This is a genomic window from Collinsella tanakaei YIT 12063 (assembly GCF_000225705.1).
Taxonomy (GTDB): Bacteria; Actinomycetota; Coriobacteriia; order Coriobacteriales; family Coriobacteriaceae; genus Collinsella; species Collinsella tanakaei.
Map to the genome: position 1 here is coordinate 350691 of NZ_JH126467.1, position 17013 is coordinate 367703.

Annotated in this window: 11 protein-coding genes, 3 tRNA genes and 1 pseudogene; 8 read left to right on the top strand and 7 right to left on the bottom strand. The window is 59.6% G+C overall.

From position 1 onward, the window contains the following. The first annotated feature begins 127 nt into the window (after positions 1-127). Both sdaAA and HMPREF9452_RS12365 read left to right on the top strand, forming a co-directional pair. Positions 128-1735: an L-serine ammonia-lyase, iron-sulfur-dependent, subunit alpha gene (gene sdaAA / locus HMPREF9452_RS01675; RefSeq protein ID WP_009140357.1), complete on the top strand. Its 1608-nt coding sequence runs from the start codon at positions 128-130 to the stop codon at positions 1733-1735. 1011 nt (positions 1736-2746) lie between these two features. Further along, positions 2747-3481 (top strand): annotated as a pseudogene (locus tag HMPREF9452_RS12365) (L,D-transpeptidase family protein). 60 nt (positions 3482-3541) lie between these two features. Here HMPREF9452_RS12365 and HMPREF9452_RS01685 read toward each other — a convergent pair. From HMPREF9452_RS01685 to HMPREF9452_RS01695, 3 genes are read right to left on the bottom strand one after another with little or no spacing between them, the layout of a single operon-like run. After that, complete coding sequence (locus HMPREF9452_RS01685; protein WP_009140360.1) at positions 3542-4603, bottom strand: sensor histidine kinase; 1062 nt, start codon at positions 4601-4603, stop codon at positions 3542-3544. Positions 4604-4609: 6 nt separating this feature from the next. After that, on the bottom strand, positions 4610-5311 hold the full coding sequence (locus HMPREF9452_RS01690; protein ID WP_009140361.1) for a response regulator transcription factor: 702 nt from the start codon (positions 5309-5311) through the stop codon (positions 4610-4612). Positions 5312-5365: 54 nt separating this feature from the next. Then, a complete protein-coding gene (locus HMPREF9452_RS01695) occupies positions 5366-6016 on the bottom strand; it encodes a TetR/AcrR family transcriptional regulator (RefSeq protein WP_009140362.1) in 651 nt (216 codons plus the stop codon). A 144-nt stretch (positions 6017-6160) separates the two neighbouring features. On the opposite strand from HMPREF9452_RS01695, the gene HMPREF9452_RS01700 reads away from it, so the two are divergent. The 6 genes from HMPREF9452_RS01700 to HMPREF9452_RS01725 all read left to right on the top strand — a co-directional run bounded on the left by HMPREF9452_RS01700 (position 6161) and on the right by HMPREF9452_RS01725 (position 14926). Then, complete coding sequence (locus tag HMPREF9452_RS01700) at positions 6161-7564, top strand: radical SAM protein (RefSeq protein WP_009140363.1); 1404 nt, start codon at positions 6161-6163, stop codon at positions 7562-7564. Positions 7565-7706: 142 nt separating this feature from the next. Then, positions 7707-8387 carry an ABC transporter ATP-binding protein gene (locus HMPREF9452_RS01705; protein ID WP_009140364.1) on the top strand — a complete coding sequence of 227 codons (681 nt, stop codon included), beginning with the start codon at positions 7707-7709 and terminating at the stop codon, positions 8385-8387. Between the two features lie 4 nt (positions 8388-8391). Then, positions 8392-11430, top strand: coding sequence for an ABC transporter permease (locus tag HMPREF9452_RS01710; RefSeq protein ID WP_009140365.1), 3039 nt, complete (start codon positions 8392-8394; stop codon positions 11428-11430). A gap of 135 nt (positions 11431-11565) precedes the next feature. Beyond that, positions 11566-12993, top strand: coding sequence for an efflux RND transporter periplasmic adaptor subunit (locus HMPREF9452_RS11175; protein WP_009140366.1), 1428 nt, complete (start codon positions 11566-11568; stop codon positions 12991-12993). Beyond that, positions 12993-13712, top strand: a complete 720-nt coding sequence (locus HMPREF9452_RS01720) for an ABC transporter ATP-binding protein (protein WP_009140367.1) — start codon at positions 12993-12995, stop codon at positions 13710-13712. Before HMPREF9452_RS11175 ends, HMPREF9452_RS01720 begins: the two co-directional genes overlap by 1 nt. Next, on the top strand, positions 13709-14926 hold the full coding sequence (locus tag HMPREF9452_RS01725) for an ABC transporter permease (protein ID WP_009140368.1): 1218 nt from the start codon (positions 13709-13711) through the stop codon (positions 14924-14926). Before HMPREF9452_RS01720 ends, HMPREF9452_RS01725 begins: the two co-directional genes overlap by 4 nt. A 178-nt stretch (positions 14927-15104) precedes the next feature. On the opposite strand, the gene HMPREF9452_RS01730 is transcribed toward HMPREF9452_RS01725, so the two are convergent. The 4 genes from HMPREF9452_RS01730 to HMPREF9452_RS01745 form a co-directional block, all read right to left on the bottom strand. Continuing rightward, on the bottom strand, positions 15105-16496 hold the full coding sequence (locus tag HMPREF9452_RS01730; protein ID WP_009140369.1) for a lysylphosphatidylglycerol synthase transmembrane domain-containing protein: 1392 nt from the start codon (positions 16494-16496) through the stop codon (positions 15105-15107). Between the two features lie 193 nt (positions 16497-16689). Then, positions 16690-16766 (bottom strand) — tRNA-Glu (locus HMPREF9452_RS01735). Between the two features lie 39 nt (positions 16767-16805). Next, positions 16806-16882, bottom strand: a tRNA-Glu gene (locus HMPREF9452_RS01740). A gap of 21 nt (positions 16883-16903) precedes the next feature. Continuing rightward, a tRNA-Gln gene (locus tag HMPREF9452_RS01745) sits at positions 16904-16977 on the bottom strand. Positions 16978-17013 lie beyond the last annotated feature (36 nt).

Genomic DNA, 17013 nt, shown 5'->3' on the forward strand with positions numbered 1-17013 from the left:
TAGCTCACGTTACAATAGGCCCGAACGACACATAAGGTTGTTCGGGCCTTTCGATTATTCTCGTCCAACCCTAATCCTCGTCCACGCCTTACATCAAACGTCCGCGCGCCCCGATAGGAGAACGCCCATGGCTTCCACGCCGCAAACCCTTGCCACCACATCCGCCTTTGAGATCTTGGGCCCCGTTATGGTGGGTCCTTCCTCCTCTCATACCGCCGGGGCGCTTAGATGTGCGCAGGTAGCGGCCTCGCTACTTGAAGGGCGCGTGGTCCAGGTGCGCTTTACGCTGTGGAATAGCTTTGCCCACACGTATCGCGGACACGGCACCGACCGCGCACTGGTCGCCGGCATACTAGGGCTCGACACCGATGACGAGCGCATCAAGGACGCCTTCGAGCTGGCAGACAGCCGTTGCCTGGCGTACAGCTTCACCATCGCCGGCGACGACGGATCGATCCACCCCAACACAGTCGACATCGACATGGTCGATGAGTTTGGATCCAAGGCGCAGGTACGCGGCGAGAGCCTGGGCGGCGGCAAGATGCGCATCACGCGTATCAACGGCGTGGGCGTCGACATCTCGGGCATGTATTCAACGTTGTTTGTCTCTCACCGGGACGCCCCCGGAGCGCTCGCCTCGCTTACGGCCCTGCTGGCCAACGCCAACGCCAACATCGCCTTTTGCCGCACCTATAGAACCGAGCAAGGCGGCCGCGCCTACACCGTGTTCGAAACGGACGGCGCACCGGCGGAGTCCGTCCTGCCCCTTGTGCAAGAGCTCGACGTGGTCGACCACGCCACCTACATCAAGCTGCCGGGGTCGGCCTCCACGCTGTCCCCCGGCGTGTCGACCAGGGAACTCTTTGATGACGGCCAGCAGCTTTTGCAGGCATGCGAGAACATGGGGCTCACCATTGGCGGCGTGATGGCGGAGCGCGAGCGCCGCCTGCTGGGAGCCGAGCAATCCTTAGCCTCCATGACCCGCGTGCTCGAAGTCATGAAAAGCGAGACCACCTCGCCCATAGCCACCCCGCAGCGCTCTCTTGGAGGGTTCATTGGCGGCGAGGCTAAGCTGGTTGCAGAAGAGGGCGTCGCCCGTTACGCCGCGCCCCTTATGGGCAGCGTCCAGACGCAGGCGGTCGCGCGCGCCATGGCGGTGCTGGAGCGAAGCGCCGCCATGGGCGTTATAGTGGCGGCGCCCACGGCGGGATCTGCGGGCGTGGTCCCCGGCTGCGTTTTGGCGTTGGCCGAGAACCTGGGGCTTGGGGACCAACAGATTATGGAGGCCCTGTACTGCTCCGCAGCCGTTGGCTTAAGCCTCACCACATCCGCGTGCGTCGCCGGGGCAGAGGGCGGCTGCCAGGCAGAGGTGGGCAGCGCCGCCGCCATGGCCGCCGCCGCGTTGGTGCAGATGCTAAAAGGCACGCCCAAGCAGGCGCTTGACGCCGCGGCGATCGCGCTGTCGAACCTGCTTGGCCTGGTGTGCGACCCCGTGGGCGGCCTGGTTGAGGTGCCCTGCCAAAACCGCAACGCCATCGGCGTCGCCTGCGCGTTCTCGTCCGCGCAGCTCGCGCTATCCGGCATCGAGAGCCTGGTTCCGTTTGACGAGATGGCCAAGGTCATGCTTGCCGTTGGCCACGCCATGCCCTCGAGCTTGCGGGAAACCGCGAAAGGCGGCATCGCCACCGCGCCCTCGGCGCTTGCCGCCTGCGCGCGATGCGGGACTTGCGCGTAATTTTTGGTAACAAGCGGTCGAGTGCTTGACGGCGACTATAATGCTGTACTTGCGACAACATTCGTTAGCGCCAATCCATCAAAAGGGGCGCCCAACCTCAAAAGTGATCAAATGAACTCTTATCAGAACAACACATCACCTTTCGAGACCCTAACCGGACCAAACCCGCTGGACCCCGCCCGCAGGGACCGCCTGCCGGACATTGTCCAAAACAACGAGAATAAGGGCGGCAACCACTTTGCCCCCAAAGATAATGGACCTAAGAATGCGGACGAGAAGCCGCACCGCAAGCACCGCGCACCCAAGGTGACCCTTGCCATAGGGCTCACCTTGCTGGTCGCCGGTTATGGCGCGGGCGCCTACATCTTCGCCAACCGCTATTACCCGGGCACGCAGATCGCCGGCATCGACGTTTCCTGGTTGCCGCAGGCAGACGCCGCGACGCGCCTGCAGAAAGCCGCGAGCTCCTATTCGCTTACGGTTACGGGCAATGATTTCGCGTGGACCTATAAGCCGGCGGACGCCACAACGCTCATCGATGCGGACCAGCGGACGCGAGACATGCTGGAGCATGCCGAAAGCTTTATGTGGCCGGTAAAGCTCTTTGAATCCTTGAGTTCCTCAAGCGCGTCATCGTCCACATTATCCCAAACCGACGGCTACGCCCCGGATTTGCCGGATACGTTTGACCAGGCCCAGTTCAAAGCCCAGCTGCAAGAGGCGGTGGACTCCTACAACCAGGGACGCAGCGGCGTCTTTGATGCGGCGAGCGCCTATGACGCCTCGACCGGAACGTTCACGCTTGAGCAGGCAAAGAAGAACGTCAAGATTAAAGACGATGGTATCTACCAGGATGCGCTTCGCGCTATCGCGATGCTTGACACCGACCTTGAGCTTACTCAGGATGATTTTGAGCAGTTCGCCACCGGCGCCACCGACGAGCAGCTTTCGCAGGCGTGCGCGCAGGCCAACGAGCTCATTGGGACCGACCTTTCCCTCAAGCTTGGCGGGATGGACGTGGGCACGCTGGACGGCTCGACGCTTGCCCAGTACATCACCTTTGACGACACCCTTACCCCAACGCTTGACAGCGTGAAGCTTGAGGAGTGGACCCGCACCCTGGCATCTACCCTTGATACCGTGGGCACGGCGCGCACCTACACCCGCCCCGACGGCAAGGCCGTGCAGATCGACGGCGGCACGTACGGCTGGGAAGTGGACGAGGACCAGCTGATCAGCGCGATTCAAGACGCGGTTGCCAACAAGACCACCGGCGACCTTGAGATCCCTTGCACCAGCACCGGCGCCGTGTTTACCAAGCAGGGCGAGAAGGACTGGGCGGAGTACGTCGACATCGACCTCGCCGAGCAGCACGCTCGCTATTACGATGCCTCGGGTACCCTACAATGGGAATCCGGCTGCATTACGGGCAACCCCAACAAGGGCAACGCCACGCCCACCGGCGTGTACCGTATGAACCAGTGCGGCACCAACATCACGCTGCGCGGCGCGATCGACCCGGAAACCGGCGAGCGCGAGTACGAGACCCCGGTGTAGTATTGGATGCCCTTTATTGGCGGTGCGGTGGGCTTGCACGATGCCGACTGGCAGTCTTCGGCTAGTTTCTCCAACCCCAACGCCTACACGTATGTGGGAAGCCATGGTTGCGTAAACCTGCCCCCCGATAAAGCGGGCGAGCTCTACAATCTGGTCAAACAGGGCATCTGCGTCATCGTCCATTGGTAATGCAAAGGCGCCGGAACTTCTAGCTACAGAGGTTCCGGCGCTTTTCGATGCGGCGAGCGCCTACACGGTTACCGAAAAGAAGACGATATCGAAGCGCGCTCCCAAAACCGCTCCGTCGCGCCCACGCGCATTGGACGCCTTGATAGCGCCGCCCTGCGCGGAGACAAGGCTTTGGGCAAGCGACAGCCCTATGCCCACGCCAGAGGGGTCGGTCGCGGTCGCCTCGGAAGAATCCTCGCCGCGATAGAAGCGCTCGAACACATGGGGAAGATCTTCTGGAGCGATCCCGGGACCCGTATCCTGGATGCAGATCCTGCATGCTAGCGCATCATACGACACGCTCACTTCCACGCGGCCGCCCTCGCCCGCATGCTCCATGCAGTTTTTCATCACGTTCAGGACCGCCTCGCGGCTCCAAGCGGCGTCGCCGGTATAGCTGCACCCATCTTCAAGATGCAAGACCAGCTCAACGTTGGCCAAATCGAATGGAATGGCAAGCGAATCGGCGGCCTCCCTCACAACCGCGGCGGCGTCGACCCGCTGACTCGCCAGCTTGACCACGCCCGCATCGATGCGCGCGAGCTTGAGAAGGACCGATACCAGCCAGCGCACCCGCTCTTGCAGAAGCTGCACGGAACGAAGCTTGTCGAGCAGGTAGCGAACATCGTCCTCACCGATATTGGACGATTCTCGAACGCGCGTCTTCATGAGCTCGCACATAATCGACATCGATGTCATGGGTGTCTTAAGCTGATGGGAGATATCCGCAAGCGAATCCGCAAGCGAGCTGCTCTCGCGCTCAAGCCGGTCGGCCGTTACGTGAAGGCGCGACACCATCTTATCGAGCTCGCTGGCCAAAATGGACAGCTCGCCTTCTTGCATGCCCTCAAAGAACAGATCGCGGTTGCCGTTGAGGATCGCATCGATTTTGGATGAGAGCGACGAGAGTTCGCGATAGCGCGCACGGGTGAACACCGCGAACACGCCCATGAGCAACAACGCGGTCGCCGCCACGCACCCGGCCGCAAGGCCACCTGCATACCAGTAGGTTGCGGCAACGGCGAAGATGGCGACCAAAAGCACGCACGCCACAAAGCGGGCGATTTCCCTGTTCCGCAGCATCGCACGCTACCCTTGCGCCTTGTAGCCAAGGCCGCGCACGGTGACGATAAGCCGCGGATGCGTGGGGTCGTCCTCGATCTTGTCGCGCAGGCGCTTGATGTAGACTGAAAGCGTATTTTCCTCGATATAGGTGCCTGCATCGTCCCAAAGGGCGTCGCGGATCATGTCGCGTGAAACCAGCTTGCCCGCGTTGAGCGCGAACAGCAGCAAAAGACGGTATTCCAGCGCGGAAAGCGGCACCTCTTTGCCATCGCGCTCAACATGTGCCCTATCGGCATCGATAACCAAGGGGCCCAGCGCGATCGCGCGGCGCTGTGGCTGCGCGCGCCGAATGACCGACGCGATACGAGCAAGGAGCTCGCGCGGCCTAAAGGGCTTGGCGATATAATCATCCGCACCCATCTGGATGCCCGTCACCGTGTTGAACTCGTCGTCGGAAGCGGTGAGAAAGATGACCGGTAAGCTGGGAACCGCCTGCTTGATTGCGCTGCAGACGGCAAACCCGTTGCCGGATGACAGCGTGACGTCCAACAACACCAGCGCGTAGATGGATGCCCCCGCAACGCCGGCAGAAGAAGCCAGGGCTTTGGAAATCGCCTCTTGCTGGGAATCCGCGGTATCGACCGCATACCCTTCCGCATGCAGAAGCTCCGTAAGCGAGGAGATGATAAGCGGATCATCCTCAACCAGAAGAATCTTGTCAGCCATGATGCCCCCTACCGCACCGTGCGGGCAATGCTTATAGATCAGGTCGCATCAATGCTACCACGAAGCCGCGGGCGCTCCATGATCCCTGCGCTCTTTCATATCAGCCAGGCTGATTTTGAGCGAGTCCAATCCATGCATGATCAACTCGTGCGCTATCTGGGAAACCTGCTCCACAGAGACCGACCTATCGGAATTCACCCAGCTCTTATAAATGGATATGATGCCGCCCATAATGTAGGAAAGGTGGAACTCCAGCAGGGCGTCCGGAATCTGCGCAAACAGCATGTCGCGCTCAACCAGCTTGACCTTAAACGATTTGAGCACGCGCGTAAGCAGCTCGTCCGCCGGGAAGGACTTGCGACGGCACACCGAATCGACAAGTTTGGTGCACACCACCTGGTTGGCGATGTCGAAGAACTTGGCGATGGCAACGTCGATCTCCATGTCGGGCGACGCCGTGGAAAGCGCGTTCTCCATAACGTCCAAGATCTCGTCCACACGCTCTTCTGCCAACGCGTCCAAAAGGCCGTCGATGGTGCCAAAATGCACGTAGAACGTTTTGCGATCGATATTGGCCTCGCGAGCAATCGCGGAGACGGTGATTTGGTCGAGCTCCTTCTCCTCAAGGAGCCTATCAAAGGCCTCGATGATGGCCTTGCGGCTGCGCAGGACGCGACGATCGATATGCTTTGCGTTTCTACCCATGGTCCACCTCAAGACGGGCGATGTGGAATACACCACAGCGCATTCACTTTCGTTGCTTACACATATTAGACTATTCCTCAGTTGTGGTTTAGTCAACTTGTGAGTACTATTTCCACAGTTGTTGCGCACTTGGAAGGAGTACTTATGGCTATTACCGAAGCTGCGGAACGTCTTGCACTGTACAAGGTCATCGAGTATTTGGACGAGGACCCGGCGAACCATATTGAAAAGATCATGGGGCTGGTCAACAAGTTCACGCCAGACGACGTGTTCCCCACGCAGCGTGCTGCGTTCTCCCATGCGATCGACGCCAAGACCAACTGGTACGAGCTGATGATGAAGGTCTTCAACCTCAATCCGCAGATGCGCTCGCGCCTTCTTAAAACCCTCATCGCGGACGCCAACATCCTTGCCTGGCCAAAACAGGAAAAGATGCGCGAGAAATATCGTTGCAATATCCCGTGGGCCATCCTTCTCGATCCCACCAGCGCGTGCAACCTTAGGTGCACCGGATGCTGGGCCGCCGAGTACGGTCATGCGCTTAATTTGACGTTTGATGATATCGATTCGATTATCCAGCAGGGCAAGGAGCTTGGTTGCCACATCTATATCTACACCGGTGGCGAGCCGCTGGTGCGCAAGGCAGACGTCATCCGTCTGTGCGAGAAGCATCAGGACTGCGTGTTTTTGCGCTTCACCAACGCCACGCTCATCGACGAGGCGTTCTGCGACGACATCATCCGCGTCGCCAACTTTGTACCGGCGATTTCCGCCGAGGGAACCCGTGAGACCACCGACGCGCGCCGCGGCGAGGGCACGTATGACAAGATAGACCACGCCATGGACCTGCTGCACAGCCGCGGCATTCCGTTTGGCATCTCCGCATGTTGGACCAGCCAGAACGCAGACGCCATCGCCAGCGAGGAATACTTTGATTGGATGATCGACAAGGGAGCCCTGTTCTGCTGGCTGTTCCACTACATGCCCGTTGGCGCCGGCGCGCCCAAAGAGCTTATGCCCACCATGGAGCAGCGCACCCACATGTACCAGTTTGTCCGCAAGATGCGCGAGGTCAAGCCGCTGTTCACCCTCGACTTCCAAAACGATGGCGAGTACGTTGGCGGATGCATCGCCGGCGGACGCAGGTACCTGCACATCAACGCCGCGGGCGACGTGGAGCCCTGCGTGTTCATCCATTACTCCAACGTCAACATCCATAACGTATCCTTGCTCGATGCGCTGCGCTCTCCCCTCTTTATGGAGTACTACCGCCAGCAGCCGTTCAACGCGAACCACCTTATGCCCTGCCCCATGCTGGAAAACCCCGACATGCTGCCCAAGATGGTGGAAGAGTCCGGCGCCGTATCGACCGACCTAGTCGAAAAGGAGTCTCCCGAACAGCTGCGCGATAAAACGCGCGAGTACGCCCAAGCTTGGAAGAGCGTTGCCGAGGACCTGTGGAGCGATCCCGAAAGCCCGCTGCTTGAAAAGCGCCAAGACCCCACGCAGGGAATGGCCGCGACCGACCTCTCGAAGCAGATCAACTAGCAATGTGTCAGGACCAAGCGTGACAGAATAGTCATGTGGCGGTCATATGGCCGAAAGCCCGTCCATACAGTATGGTAGGTGTCATATAACGGGGGAGCCTAAGCAAGACTCGGCACGGCCCCACACCATACTAAGGACGAGAATGAGCATACTTTCGGTCGAACATCTCACCAAGATCTACGGCGACGGCGACACCGCTGTGCGCGCGCTGGACGATGTATCGTTTACGGTTGAAGCGGGCGAATTCATCGCCATCGTAGGGTCGTCCGGCTCCGGAAAGTCCACGCTGCTCCACATCATCGGCGGCGTCGACCGTCCAACCTCTGGATCCGTCTACGTCCAGGGGCAGGACATCTACCAGCGCAGCGACGAGCAGATCGCCGTCTTTCGACGCAGGGAAGTCGGCCTTATCTACCAGTTCTACAACCTCATCCCCATTCTCGACGTCGTCGAGAACATGACACTGCCCGTCCTTATGGATGGCCGGCAGGTCAACCAGGATCACCTGGAACAATTGATACGCGCGCTTGGGCTTTCGGGCCGCGAGCACTATATGCCCTCGCAGCTATCCGGCGGCCAGCAGCAGCGCGTCGCGGTGGGTCGTGCGCTTATGAACTCCCCCGCCATCGTGCTTGCTGACGAGCCCACGGGCAACCTCGATGGCAAAAACTCCGCCGAGGTCATGCACCTGCTGCGCGACTCCAACAAGCGCCTCAAGCAAACGCTGATCGTCATCACCCATGACGAGGACATCGCCCTTATGGCAGACCGCGTGATCGCGATTGAAGACGGCCGCCTTGTCAGCGATAGCCATCAGGGCTGATGCTATGAACATCTTCTACCGCCTTGCCGCCCGCACCCTAAAGGTCAACTACGTGCGCACGCTGGTGTCGCTATGCGGCATAGTGCTTTCAAGTTTGCTGCTCACGGCCATCTTCACCTCGGTGGAAACGCTTAGCAACCTACTGATCACCTCCACCATTGCCGCTTCTGGTTCCTGGCAGGTCGCGTATACCGACGCTTCGCAAAACGATGTGCAAGACACCCTCGCAGACACCCGCGTTACCGCCTCGGCCCAGGTCGAGCGCTACGGTTACGCGCTCGCCGATTCCGCAGAAGAGGATGACGGCTACTTCACGTACTTCTCGCTCTCGTCGCTTTCCAAGAAAAACCAGGATGACCAGGTGCTTCCAAGCATCGCTTTGGCAGAGGGGCGCCTGCCCCAAAACTCCCATGAGATCATCATCCCGGAGTCCCTTCGCGGCTACACCTATGATGAGGGCTTCGATACGGACGGCTTCGAGCAATCAAACAGCTTTATGGTTGGCGCTACCGTTGGTATGGCCCTGGGAAAGCGACAGATGACGTCAGATGGCCAGCTTATATATTTGGACGAGAACTACTCGGTGCAGATCGATGAACAGGGCAACGTAACCGAAGAGCTGGTCGACATCGCCCCTATGCGCACCTTCACCATTGTGGGCATGTACTCCATGGAGGGCACCCAGAATGAGTTTTGGAACAGTCCGGCTGGATATTCATTCATCACGTATGACGATGGCGGCATAGAGCCTATATATTCAACGCTCTACGTGCGCGCGGACGGCCTCAAGACCTATCAGGAGATAGAGGGTTTGGCGCATAGGTTCGATGCGGACAACGGAACGGTTTCGGCAACGCTGCACAACAGCTTGCTCACCTATCAGGGCCTCACCGAAGACACGCCCGCGTCGGCCGCTTTTTGGGCTATAGGATGCCTACTCTCGGGCATCGTGCTCGCGGCGTCGGTGACGCTGGTCTACAACTCGTTCGCCATATCTATCGCGGAGCGTACCCGGCAGCTTGGCCTGCTCTCGTCCATAGGCGCATCCAAGAAACAGCTACGGGTCGCCATCTTCACCGAAGCGGCGGTGCTGGGCCTGGTGGGAATCCCTGCGGGCATCCTGCTTGGCATAGCCAGCACGCGCGCCGCGTTCGCGCTCTCTCAAGACGGCCTGCTCGCCTTGCTCTACGGCAACGGCGCCATCGAAACCACCAATGCAAGCGTCAACATCGTGGTGACAGCCCCCATCCTCCTTGGCATCGTCGCCGTCGAGGCCGTGACGCTGCTGGCGTCAACCGCAGTGCCCGCCATACGTGCCAGCAAGGCCTCTGCCATCGATGCTCTGCGCCAGCCTCGGGATTCGCGGAGTACGCAGGCGGGGCTCCGCAAGCGCACCGCCCGGATCCTGCCAATATGGGCCAAAGGAATCAGGCAGGCCGTTGCGCAGCGAATCGATAGGGCCTATCTGGCTCTCGGCGGCGTGGCGCACCTCCTGGCGCGCAGAAACCTCAACCGACCCAACCCCAAGGGCCGCATCGCGGTGCTCTCACTTGCTATCTCGGTCGCATTGCTAGTCCTTAGCGGCGCTCTGATCCAATACCTGGAACAGGTTGTCGACATTGTGGGAACCCAGGGCGTGGACATAACGGCGTATCTCGACCGCGAGATCCAACAGGATGAAACGGTTGCGGACCTACTCGCAGACGTCCACACGGTCGGAGATAAACTTGTGAACGCAAGCGACGCGACCCTGGTTGGCTACTCATCCTTTATATCCAGCTACGGCAGCCTTTCAAGCGGGACCTATAATCCGCAGGCGCTCGACACCATCCAAAAAGAGACAGACATCCTTTCTGATGACGCTCCCACCGTTATCGATGATTCATATTACGGCATCATCCACATACAGTTTGTGGACGATGAATCCTGGCGTGCGTACATAGAATCGCTAGGGCTAGATGCGGACCAGTATTGCGACGCAGGCAATCCCGTTGCCGTGGGATTTAACGGGGCATATCAACAATGGGATGGCAAGCGCTACGTGGTGAAAAGCTTTTCCAACACCGGCACGGCGACGCTCTACACGTGTATCCAGGCTATCGACCAGTCATCGCCCAATGCCATCAAAGCTGCAAAAGACGGCCAACCGGAAATGGAATACTATCTCTACGACGAAGACGCGACGGTGATACGCCGCCCCATAGAAGACGCTGTGCAAGGAACTTACAAGGTGCCCATAGGCACCATCGCCGACACCGCCCCCGCATGCGCCGAGGACACGGGCGTATATTCCCCCATGATCATCCTGCCGATAAGCGCGCTTGCAACCATTTCTAACGCCGCGACACCCACGGTGGACAGCGTTCGCGCTCAAGAGCAGGCGGCGGGCATCTCGCTTGAATCGAGATGGAGCGAGAACAACCCCTTCTCCTTCTATCCCAGTGGAGAAGGCAACGGCGCTTATCACATGTTCCCCCTTTCCATCACGTATTCGTTTGCCTCCGCAAACCCCCGCCAGACAACCGAGCAACTGTCGCGCGAGCTCAACACCATGCTCAACAACCGCGCCGTCTATCCGTATGGCTCCGCCAACGATGCCACCGAATCCACGCGGACACAACGCGCCATCATTCTGTCCGTCAAGATCTTCACGGGGTGCTTTGCAGGCATTACCACGCTTATCGCCGTCGCGAATGTGTTCAACACCATCTCGACCTCGTTTGTGCTACGCAGGCGCGATTTCGCGGTGCTGCGCTCGATAGGCATGGACAACAAGATGTTTCGCAAGATGATCGTCCGCGAATGTGCCAGCTACGCAGTTCGCGGTTTGGCGCTGGGTCTCATACTTGCCTTTGCAGCTATAGGCGGGCTGCTGTTTATCGCAGGGGGCGTTCTTGTGGATGCCGCGTTTGCCCTGCCGCCGGCATGGATCGCCCTGGCGGCGCTGGAGGTCCTTTTTGTGCTCGCAATCAGCACCGTCTACGCGCTGCGCAAAAGCAGTGCTGGAAACGTGGTGGAATCGCTGCGCGAGGACCTAGCCTAAGAGCGCCTCAGCCTTTATGATGGTACTGTCACCTAAATCGTGAACGCACCCAGCACGTCTATAGGTATCATCGAACATACTGGTATAGACTCTATCGATTTTGCGACGCAATCGACCTTTTAGATAGGATCCACCATGGGCGACAAGCCGATTCCAGATTCCGAGAAACCCTCGAAACTGGCCAATCTTATTCCTGTTATCAAACCGGGCAAGCCCGCTGACGATCCCGACGCCAGCGCAACCGTAACCATGCCGGTTATGACGGCGGAAAGCGACAAGACAACGCAGGGCGAGATGGGCATGGACGCTTCGGATGCCGAGGCGTATGCGAAGCTGAAGGCCCGCCGCGCCGAGCGCCGCAAGAAGAAGCTTGTGCACCGCGCCATCATCGCCGGCATCACCATCGGCATCGTCGCTATCGGCGGCGTAGCTTATAGCGCACTCAACCAGCCTCCCGCTGAAAATGCATACGTGCCCATTACAGACGCCGCGTTCCGCGGCACCTACTCAAACGAGGTGGACGCCAAGGGCACCCTGGAGCCGCTCTCCTCCACCGTGGTCTCCCCCACCATCGACGGTACCATCGCCACGGTCAACGTGAGCGCCGGGCAGGCGGTCGCCAAAGGCGATGTGCTGATGACCATCAAGAACGACGAGCTCGACCGCGCGATCGCCGAGGCCGCGCGCTCCGTCGAGGCCGCCAAGGCGGATCTCGCGACCGCAAAGCGCGGCACCGACGTAGTCGATGAAGGGGGCAACACCACCTACGAGGTTTCCCAGGACAACGTCGATGCGGCGAAGCGCGCCCTCGCCGCCGCGCAAGAGGGATACGACCAGGCCGTCGCCAAGGCGGCGGAGCGCACAGTAACCGCGCCGTGCAACGGCAACATCGTGGAGATGAACGCTCAGGTGGGCGCCTCTGCAACCGGCGTTGAATCCGGAAAGTCCCTTATGCAGATCGCGGACCTGTCCCAGATGAAGGTCACCGTCCAGGTGAGCGAGGAGGACATCGCGAAGGTCGCCGTGGGGCAAACCGCAAACGTCACCTTCCCGGCGTTTCCCGACCTCACCCTGCAGGGCAGCGTGACCGGCATCGCCTCGATCGCATCCGCGGACGGCGGTACGATGAGCTATGACGGTTCCAGCTCCGTGGGCTTCGACGTCGACATCTTGATCGCGAAGCCCGATTACCGCCTCAAGCCCGGCATGACCGCAAAGGTATCCCTTGTCACCGAGCAGCTCGATGACGTCATCATGGTGCCCTCGATGGCGCTTATGACCGACGACGGGCAGAACTACTACGTAATGGTGCAAACCGATGCCGAGACGCAGGCATCCGAGCGCCGCGACGTGACCGTTGTGACAAAAAACGATGACTTCGCCGTCATAGGCAAACCGGCGCCCGATGGCGAGGAACCGCAGGGCGACCCTAACCAGACCGATCCCAACGCATCGCTGCCCGAGTCCGCTGTCACCGACGGCGAGATCCTGCTGATTGGCGCCACCGGCGATACGGGCATCGACGGCGGCATGTCCGCTGACTCCTCCGGAGTGATGCTCTAATGGCCAGACCCGTCATCGATATACGGGGCATCCATCGCATCTTCGAGTCTGACGCCGGCTTTGCCCACGTGCTGCACAACATCACGTTTAGCGTGCGGCCCGGTGAGTTCGTCGCCATTACCGGCCCGTCCGGATCCGGTAAGTCAACGCTCATGAACATCTTGGGATGCCTCGATACGCCCACATCGGGAACATACCTTCTGGAAGGGCTCAACGTCGCGGAGCTGGTCGATGACGAGCTTGCAGAGGTGCGCGCCACCCGTATTGGCTTCGTATTCCAAAGCTTCAACCTCCTGCCCCGCATGAGCGTGCTCGACAATGTCATGTTGCCCCTGGCTTACACGCAAGCCCCGCGCTTCCAACGCGAGATGATGGCCGTTCACGCCCTGCAGGCGGTTGGCCTGCCGGTCGACCACTACGACCACCGCACCAACGAGCTCTCGGGCGGTCAGATGCAACGCGTCGCTATCGCCCGCGCCCTGGTCAACGACCCAGCCATCATCCTGGCAGACGAGCCCACCGGCAACTTGGATTCGCACACCGGCCGCATGGTGCTTGAGACCTTCCATAAGCTGAAGGACACCGGCAAGACAATCGTCCTCATCACCCATGACTCACACGTGGCAGCCGAGGCGGACCGCATCGTATCCATACGTGACGGCAGGCTCTACCACGAAGACACCAGCGGCATCATCAGTACAACGGGAGGTGGACGATGAACGCGCGCGACTTGCTCCGCGAAGCGGTTCGAGCCCTCGAAGCCAACAAGGGACGCAGCCTGCTCACCATCTTGGGCATAGTCATAGGCATCGCTTCGGTGATCGCTATGACTTCGCTCATCGGTGGCGTGAGAAACAACCTGGTAAGCGGCCTTGGCCTCAACGCCGCGCGCCTTGTTTACATCTCCGCTGCGAGCACCATGAATCAAGACACCGTCGACGACCTCAAAGCCGTCATGCCGTCATACGAGGCCATCGAGGGCACGGCCATGTCCTATACCCAAAAAAAGGTGAACGACAAGGACATCAGCATAAGCATCACCGGCGCCTCTAACCAATACTATGAGATGACGGGCCAGCTCAAGCTAGTTGAAGGTCGTCTGTTCTCCCAACAAGAGGAGTCTGCCGATGCTCGCGTATGCATTATCGAGCGCAATGGCATCAAGATGCTCTTTGGAGACCCGCAAGCTTCTGTTGTGGGTAGAACCGTCGAGCTCGACGGCCGCGATTACCTCATTGTGGGCGTCTCTGAATCGCAATACCCCAGCGAGGACTACATGCAAGCGTACTTTCCCATGGGCACGGTCCTAAATGACTTCAACCAGGGGGACGAGTATCTATCGCAAGTCATCGGCCTTGTTCGCGAGGGCGAGGACGTAGACGCCGTGATGAGCGAGACCATCACCAAGCTCGCGACCATCATGGGCTATTCAGAGGACGAGGCGCAGGATATGATCTACTGCTACTCGATGAAGTCCTCCATCGATTCGCTCAACAGCTTCATGATGTCCTTCCAGCTCATCATGGGCGCCGTCGCCGGCATCTCCCTTTTGGTGGGCGGCATAGGCATCATGAACATGATGCTCACCAACGTGACCGAGCGCATCCGCGAGATCGGCATCAGGCGCGCGCTTGGAGCCACCAGGCGAGACATCACCGCCCAGTTCCTTACCGAGTCGGCAGCGCTGTGCGTGACCGGCGGCATCATTGGAACCATCGCGGGCTTCGCCATCGCATGGGGGCTGGCCACGGTGGCAAGCTCGATGGACCTTACGTCGAGCATGGGTACCTCGGGAGTCATCACGCCCCTCATCTCCCCGCAGACAATCCTGCTCGCCGTTGGCCTCTCCATTGGAATCGGCCTTGTCTTTGGCTACTATCCCGCGCGCCGTGCGGCAAAGCTCGATCCGGTGGAATGTCTCCGTTACCAGTAAGCCTTGCATTAGAGCAACCATGAGGCGGGAGCACCCTTGCGCGCATACGCGCGTTTAGGGCGCTCCCGTTTTTTACCGAACTCGTTTATTGCGAAACGAATAAACGCCCCGTCCATCCAGCCCTCATAACGGGCGCTCAGGTGGACGGGGCTCTTCCCTATCTATGTTCTGACTAATCCTAGCGCTTGCTGGCGGTGCGCTTTTTCTTCATCATCGTCGGAGATACGGTGATGCCCTCAGACGTCCTGCGAACAAGGACGCGTGCGTGAGAGGCCCTAGAAGGCCTTACCGTGGTCGCACTGGACTCAGGAGCGGCAGCGGGAGATTCCGCGGCGCTTTGGGCCGCTCTGGCGCCTTCGACCTCATGCAGCGCGACGGAAACAGTGTTTGCATGATGATGCGGTGTGGCGCCGTGGGACGCACCCCTTTTGCCCGAACGCTTCTGCTTGGGCTTACCGACAAGCCGATCCCAACGCGCGTGGATGCTTTCATTGTGCGCGCTCTTAAGACCCAAAAGGGGCGCCGCCAGGATGGTGGGCGCGATAAAGGTGATCAGACGCCATAGCAGATAGCCGGCCGTGGCCGCCTCGCCATAGAAGTGTCCCAAGAACAGCGCAAATCCGCCTTCGGCTCCACCTGTGCCGCCGGGAAGCGGGACAGCGGAGCTCAAGAGTTGAACAAACGCCGAGGCCGCCATGACGGAGAGGAAATCGACATCGTGCTTGCCAAACGCCAGCATGATGAAATACGGGACCAAGTAGAAGAAAGCAAGCTGCAGCAAGGTGATGACCACGGTGAGCGCCATGGAGCTGAAGTGGCCGGCCGAGAGCTTGAACTTCTCGGAGAAGGAATACACCTCGCCGTCAACAAAGGCGCGCCAGCGCTCTACCTTGGCCGTGGAGACGCCAACGCGTGCAAGGATGGTAAGGCCCCAATGGGCCACGCGTATAACCGTCTTGGGCATAAGGGCGATGGCGAAAATCATGAGCAGGATCATGACGTGCCCGCCAAAGCTGAAGAAGCACAGGATGGTTAGCGCCTGGACGTCCGAATAGCGCTCCAAAAAGAACGGCATGCGGGCGGCGAGCAGTATCGCTCCCCAAACAACCAAACCGAACTGGTAGACGATGAAGCGCGTGAACTGAGTGGCTCCAGCCTCACCCACGTTCTGGCCGGCTTTGGTGAGGCGGTAGATCTGCGCGGGCGTGGAGCCCATCATCATGGGCGTCAGGTTACCAAAGAAGATGCCGCTCGCCTCGACCGAGATAAGGTCGCGAATTCCCACGGGAGAGTTGGGATCGAGCCAGACGGCGATCGCATACGCGGCGATACCGAAGATGAGATAGAGAAGCATGCAGACGCAGGCGGCAACAAGCCAAGGAGCCTGAACGTTCTTCATGGCATCCATGAACTGAGCAACCTGGCCGGTTGCAACCAGATACACGACAAAGCAGAGAAGCGCAAAGCCGATGAAGATTGCTCCACGGCGCGCGCTCTTATGGTCGTCGCCGCCTGCGGGCTGCGCGTCAACGCGAGGCTTGGGGGCGGCTGTGTTGGTCGAGTCAACCATAGTGCTCCTACAAGGTCCCTAGAGAGTTACATCCCTATTGTACGTTTGATGATGCGCAACGGGCGCGTGGTTGTACCGCAAAGACGAATTCAAAGCATCCCCGCAACCATCAAAGAATTGTCGACATACTTATAGAAGCGGAGATTGCGAGTTTAGATAAATAAACAGGCCGGATACCCGGCCTGTAAACTGTTGGTAGCCCGTACCGGATTCGAACCGGTGATCTCCGCCTTGAGAGGGCGGCGTCCTGAACCGCTAGACGAACGGGCCAAATATGTAATGGGACTATCTGAGTGTCCCGAAAACTCATGGTAGCCCGTACCGGATTCGAACCGGTGATCTCCGCCTTGAGAGGGCGGCGTCCTGAACCGCTAGACGAACGGGCCAACTAGAAGGAGCAAACAACTTGGCTGGGATGGAGGGAGTCGAACCCCCATTGACGGAACCAGAATCCGCTGTCCTGCCATTAGACGACATCCCAATCGGTTGTTGTCTGCGCCCCTCAGCGCGAGAAAAC

What these genes read in the sequence shown, in the direction of transcription:
- HMPREF9452_RS01690 (WP_009140361.1), bottom strand. Translation starts at nt 5,311, where the DNA reads ATGGCTGACAAGATTCTTCTGGTTGAGGATGATCCGCTTATCATCTCC.
- sdaAA (WP_009140357.1), top strand. Translation starts at nt 128, where the DNA reads ATGGCTTCCACGCCGCAAACCCTTGCCACCACATCCGCCTTTGAGATC.
- HMPREF9452_RS01695 (WP_009140362.1), bottom strand. Translation starts at nt 6,016, where the DNA reads ATGGGTAGAAACGCAAAGCATATCGATCGTCGCGTCCTGCGCAGCCGC.
- HMPREF9452_RS01685 (WP_009140360.1), bottom strand. Translation starts at nt 4,603, where the DNA reads ATGCTGCGGAACAGGGAAATCGCCCGCTTTGTGGCGTGCGTGCTTTTG.
- HMPREF9452_RS01700 (WP_009140363.1), top strand. Translation starts at nt 6,161, where the DNA reads ATGGCTATTACCGAAGCTGCGGAACGTCTTGCACTGTACAAGGTCATC.
- HMPREF9452_RS11175 (WP_009140366.1), top strand. Translation starts at nt 11,566, where the DNA reads ATGGGCGACAAGCCGATTCCAGATTCCGAGAAACCCTCGAAACTGGCC.
- HMPREF9452_RS01720 (WP_009140367.1), top strand. Translation starts at nt 12,993, where the DNA reads ATGGCCAGACCCGTCATCGATATACGGGGCATCCATCGCATCTTCGAG.
- HMPREF9452_RS01730 (WP_009140369.1), bottom strand. Translation starts at nt 16,496, where the DNA reads ATGGTTGACTCGACCAACACAGCCGCCCCCAAGCCTCGCGTTGACGCG.
- HMPREF9452_RS01705 (WP_009140364.1), top strand. Translation starts at nt 7,707, where the DNA reads ATGAGCATACTTTCGGTCGAACATCTCACCAAGATCTACGGCGACGGC.
- HMPREF9452_RS01725 (WP_009140368.1), top strand. Translation starts at nt 13,709, where the DNA reads ATGAACGCGCGCGACTTGCTCCGCGAAGCGGTTCGAGCCCTCGAAGCC.
- HMPREF9452_RS01710 (WP_009140365.1), top strand. Translation starts at nt 8,392, where the DNA reads ATGAACATCTTCTACCGCCTTGCCGCCCGCACCCTAAAGGTCAACTAC.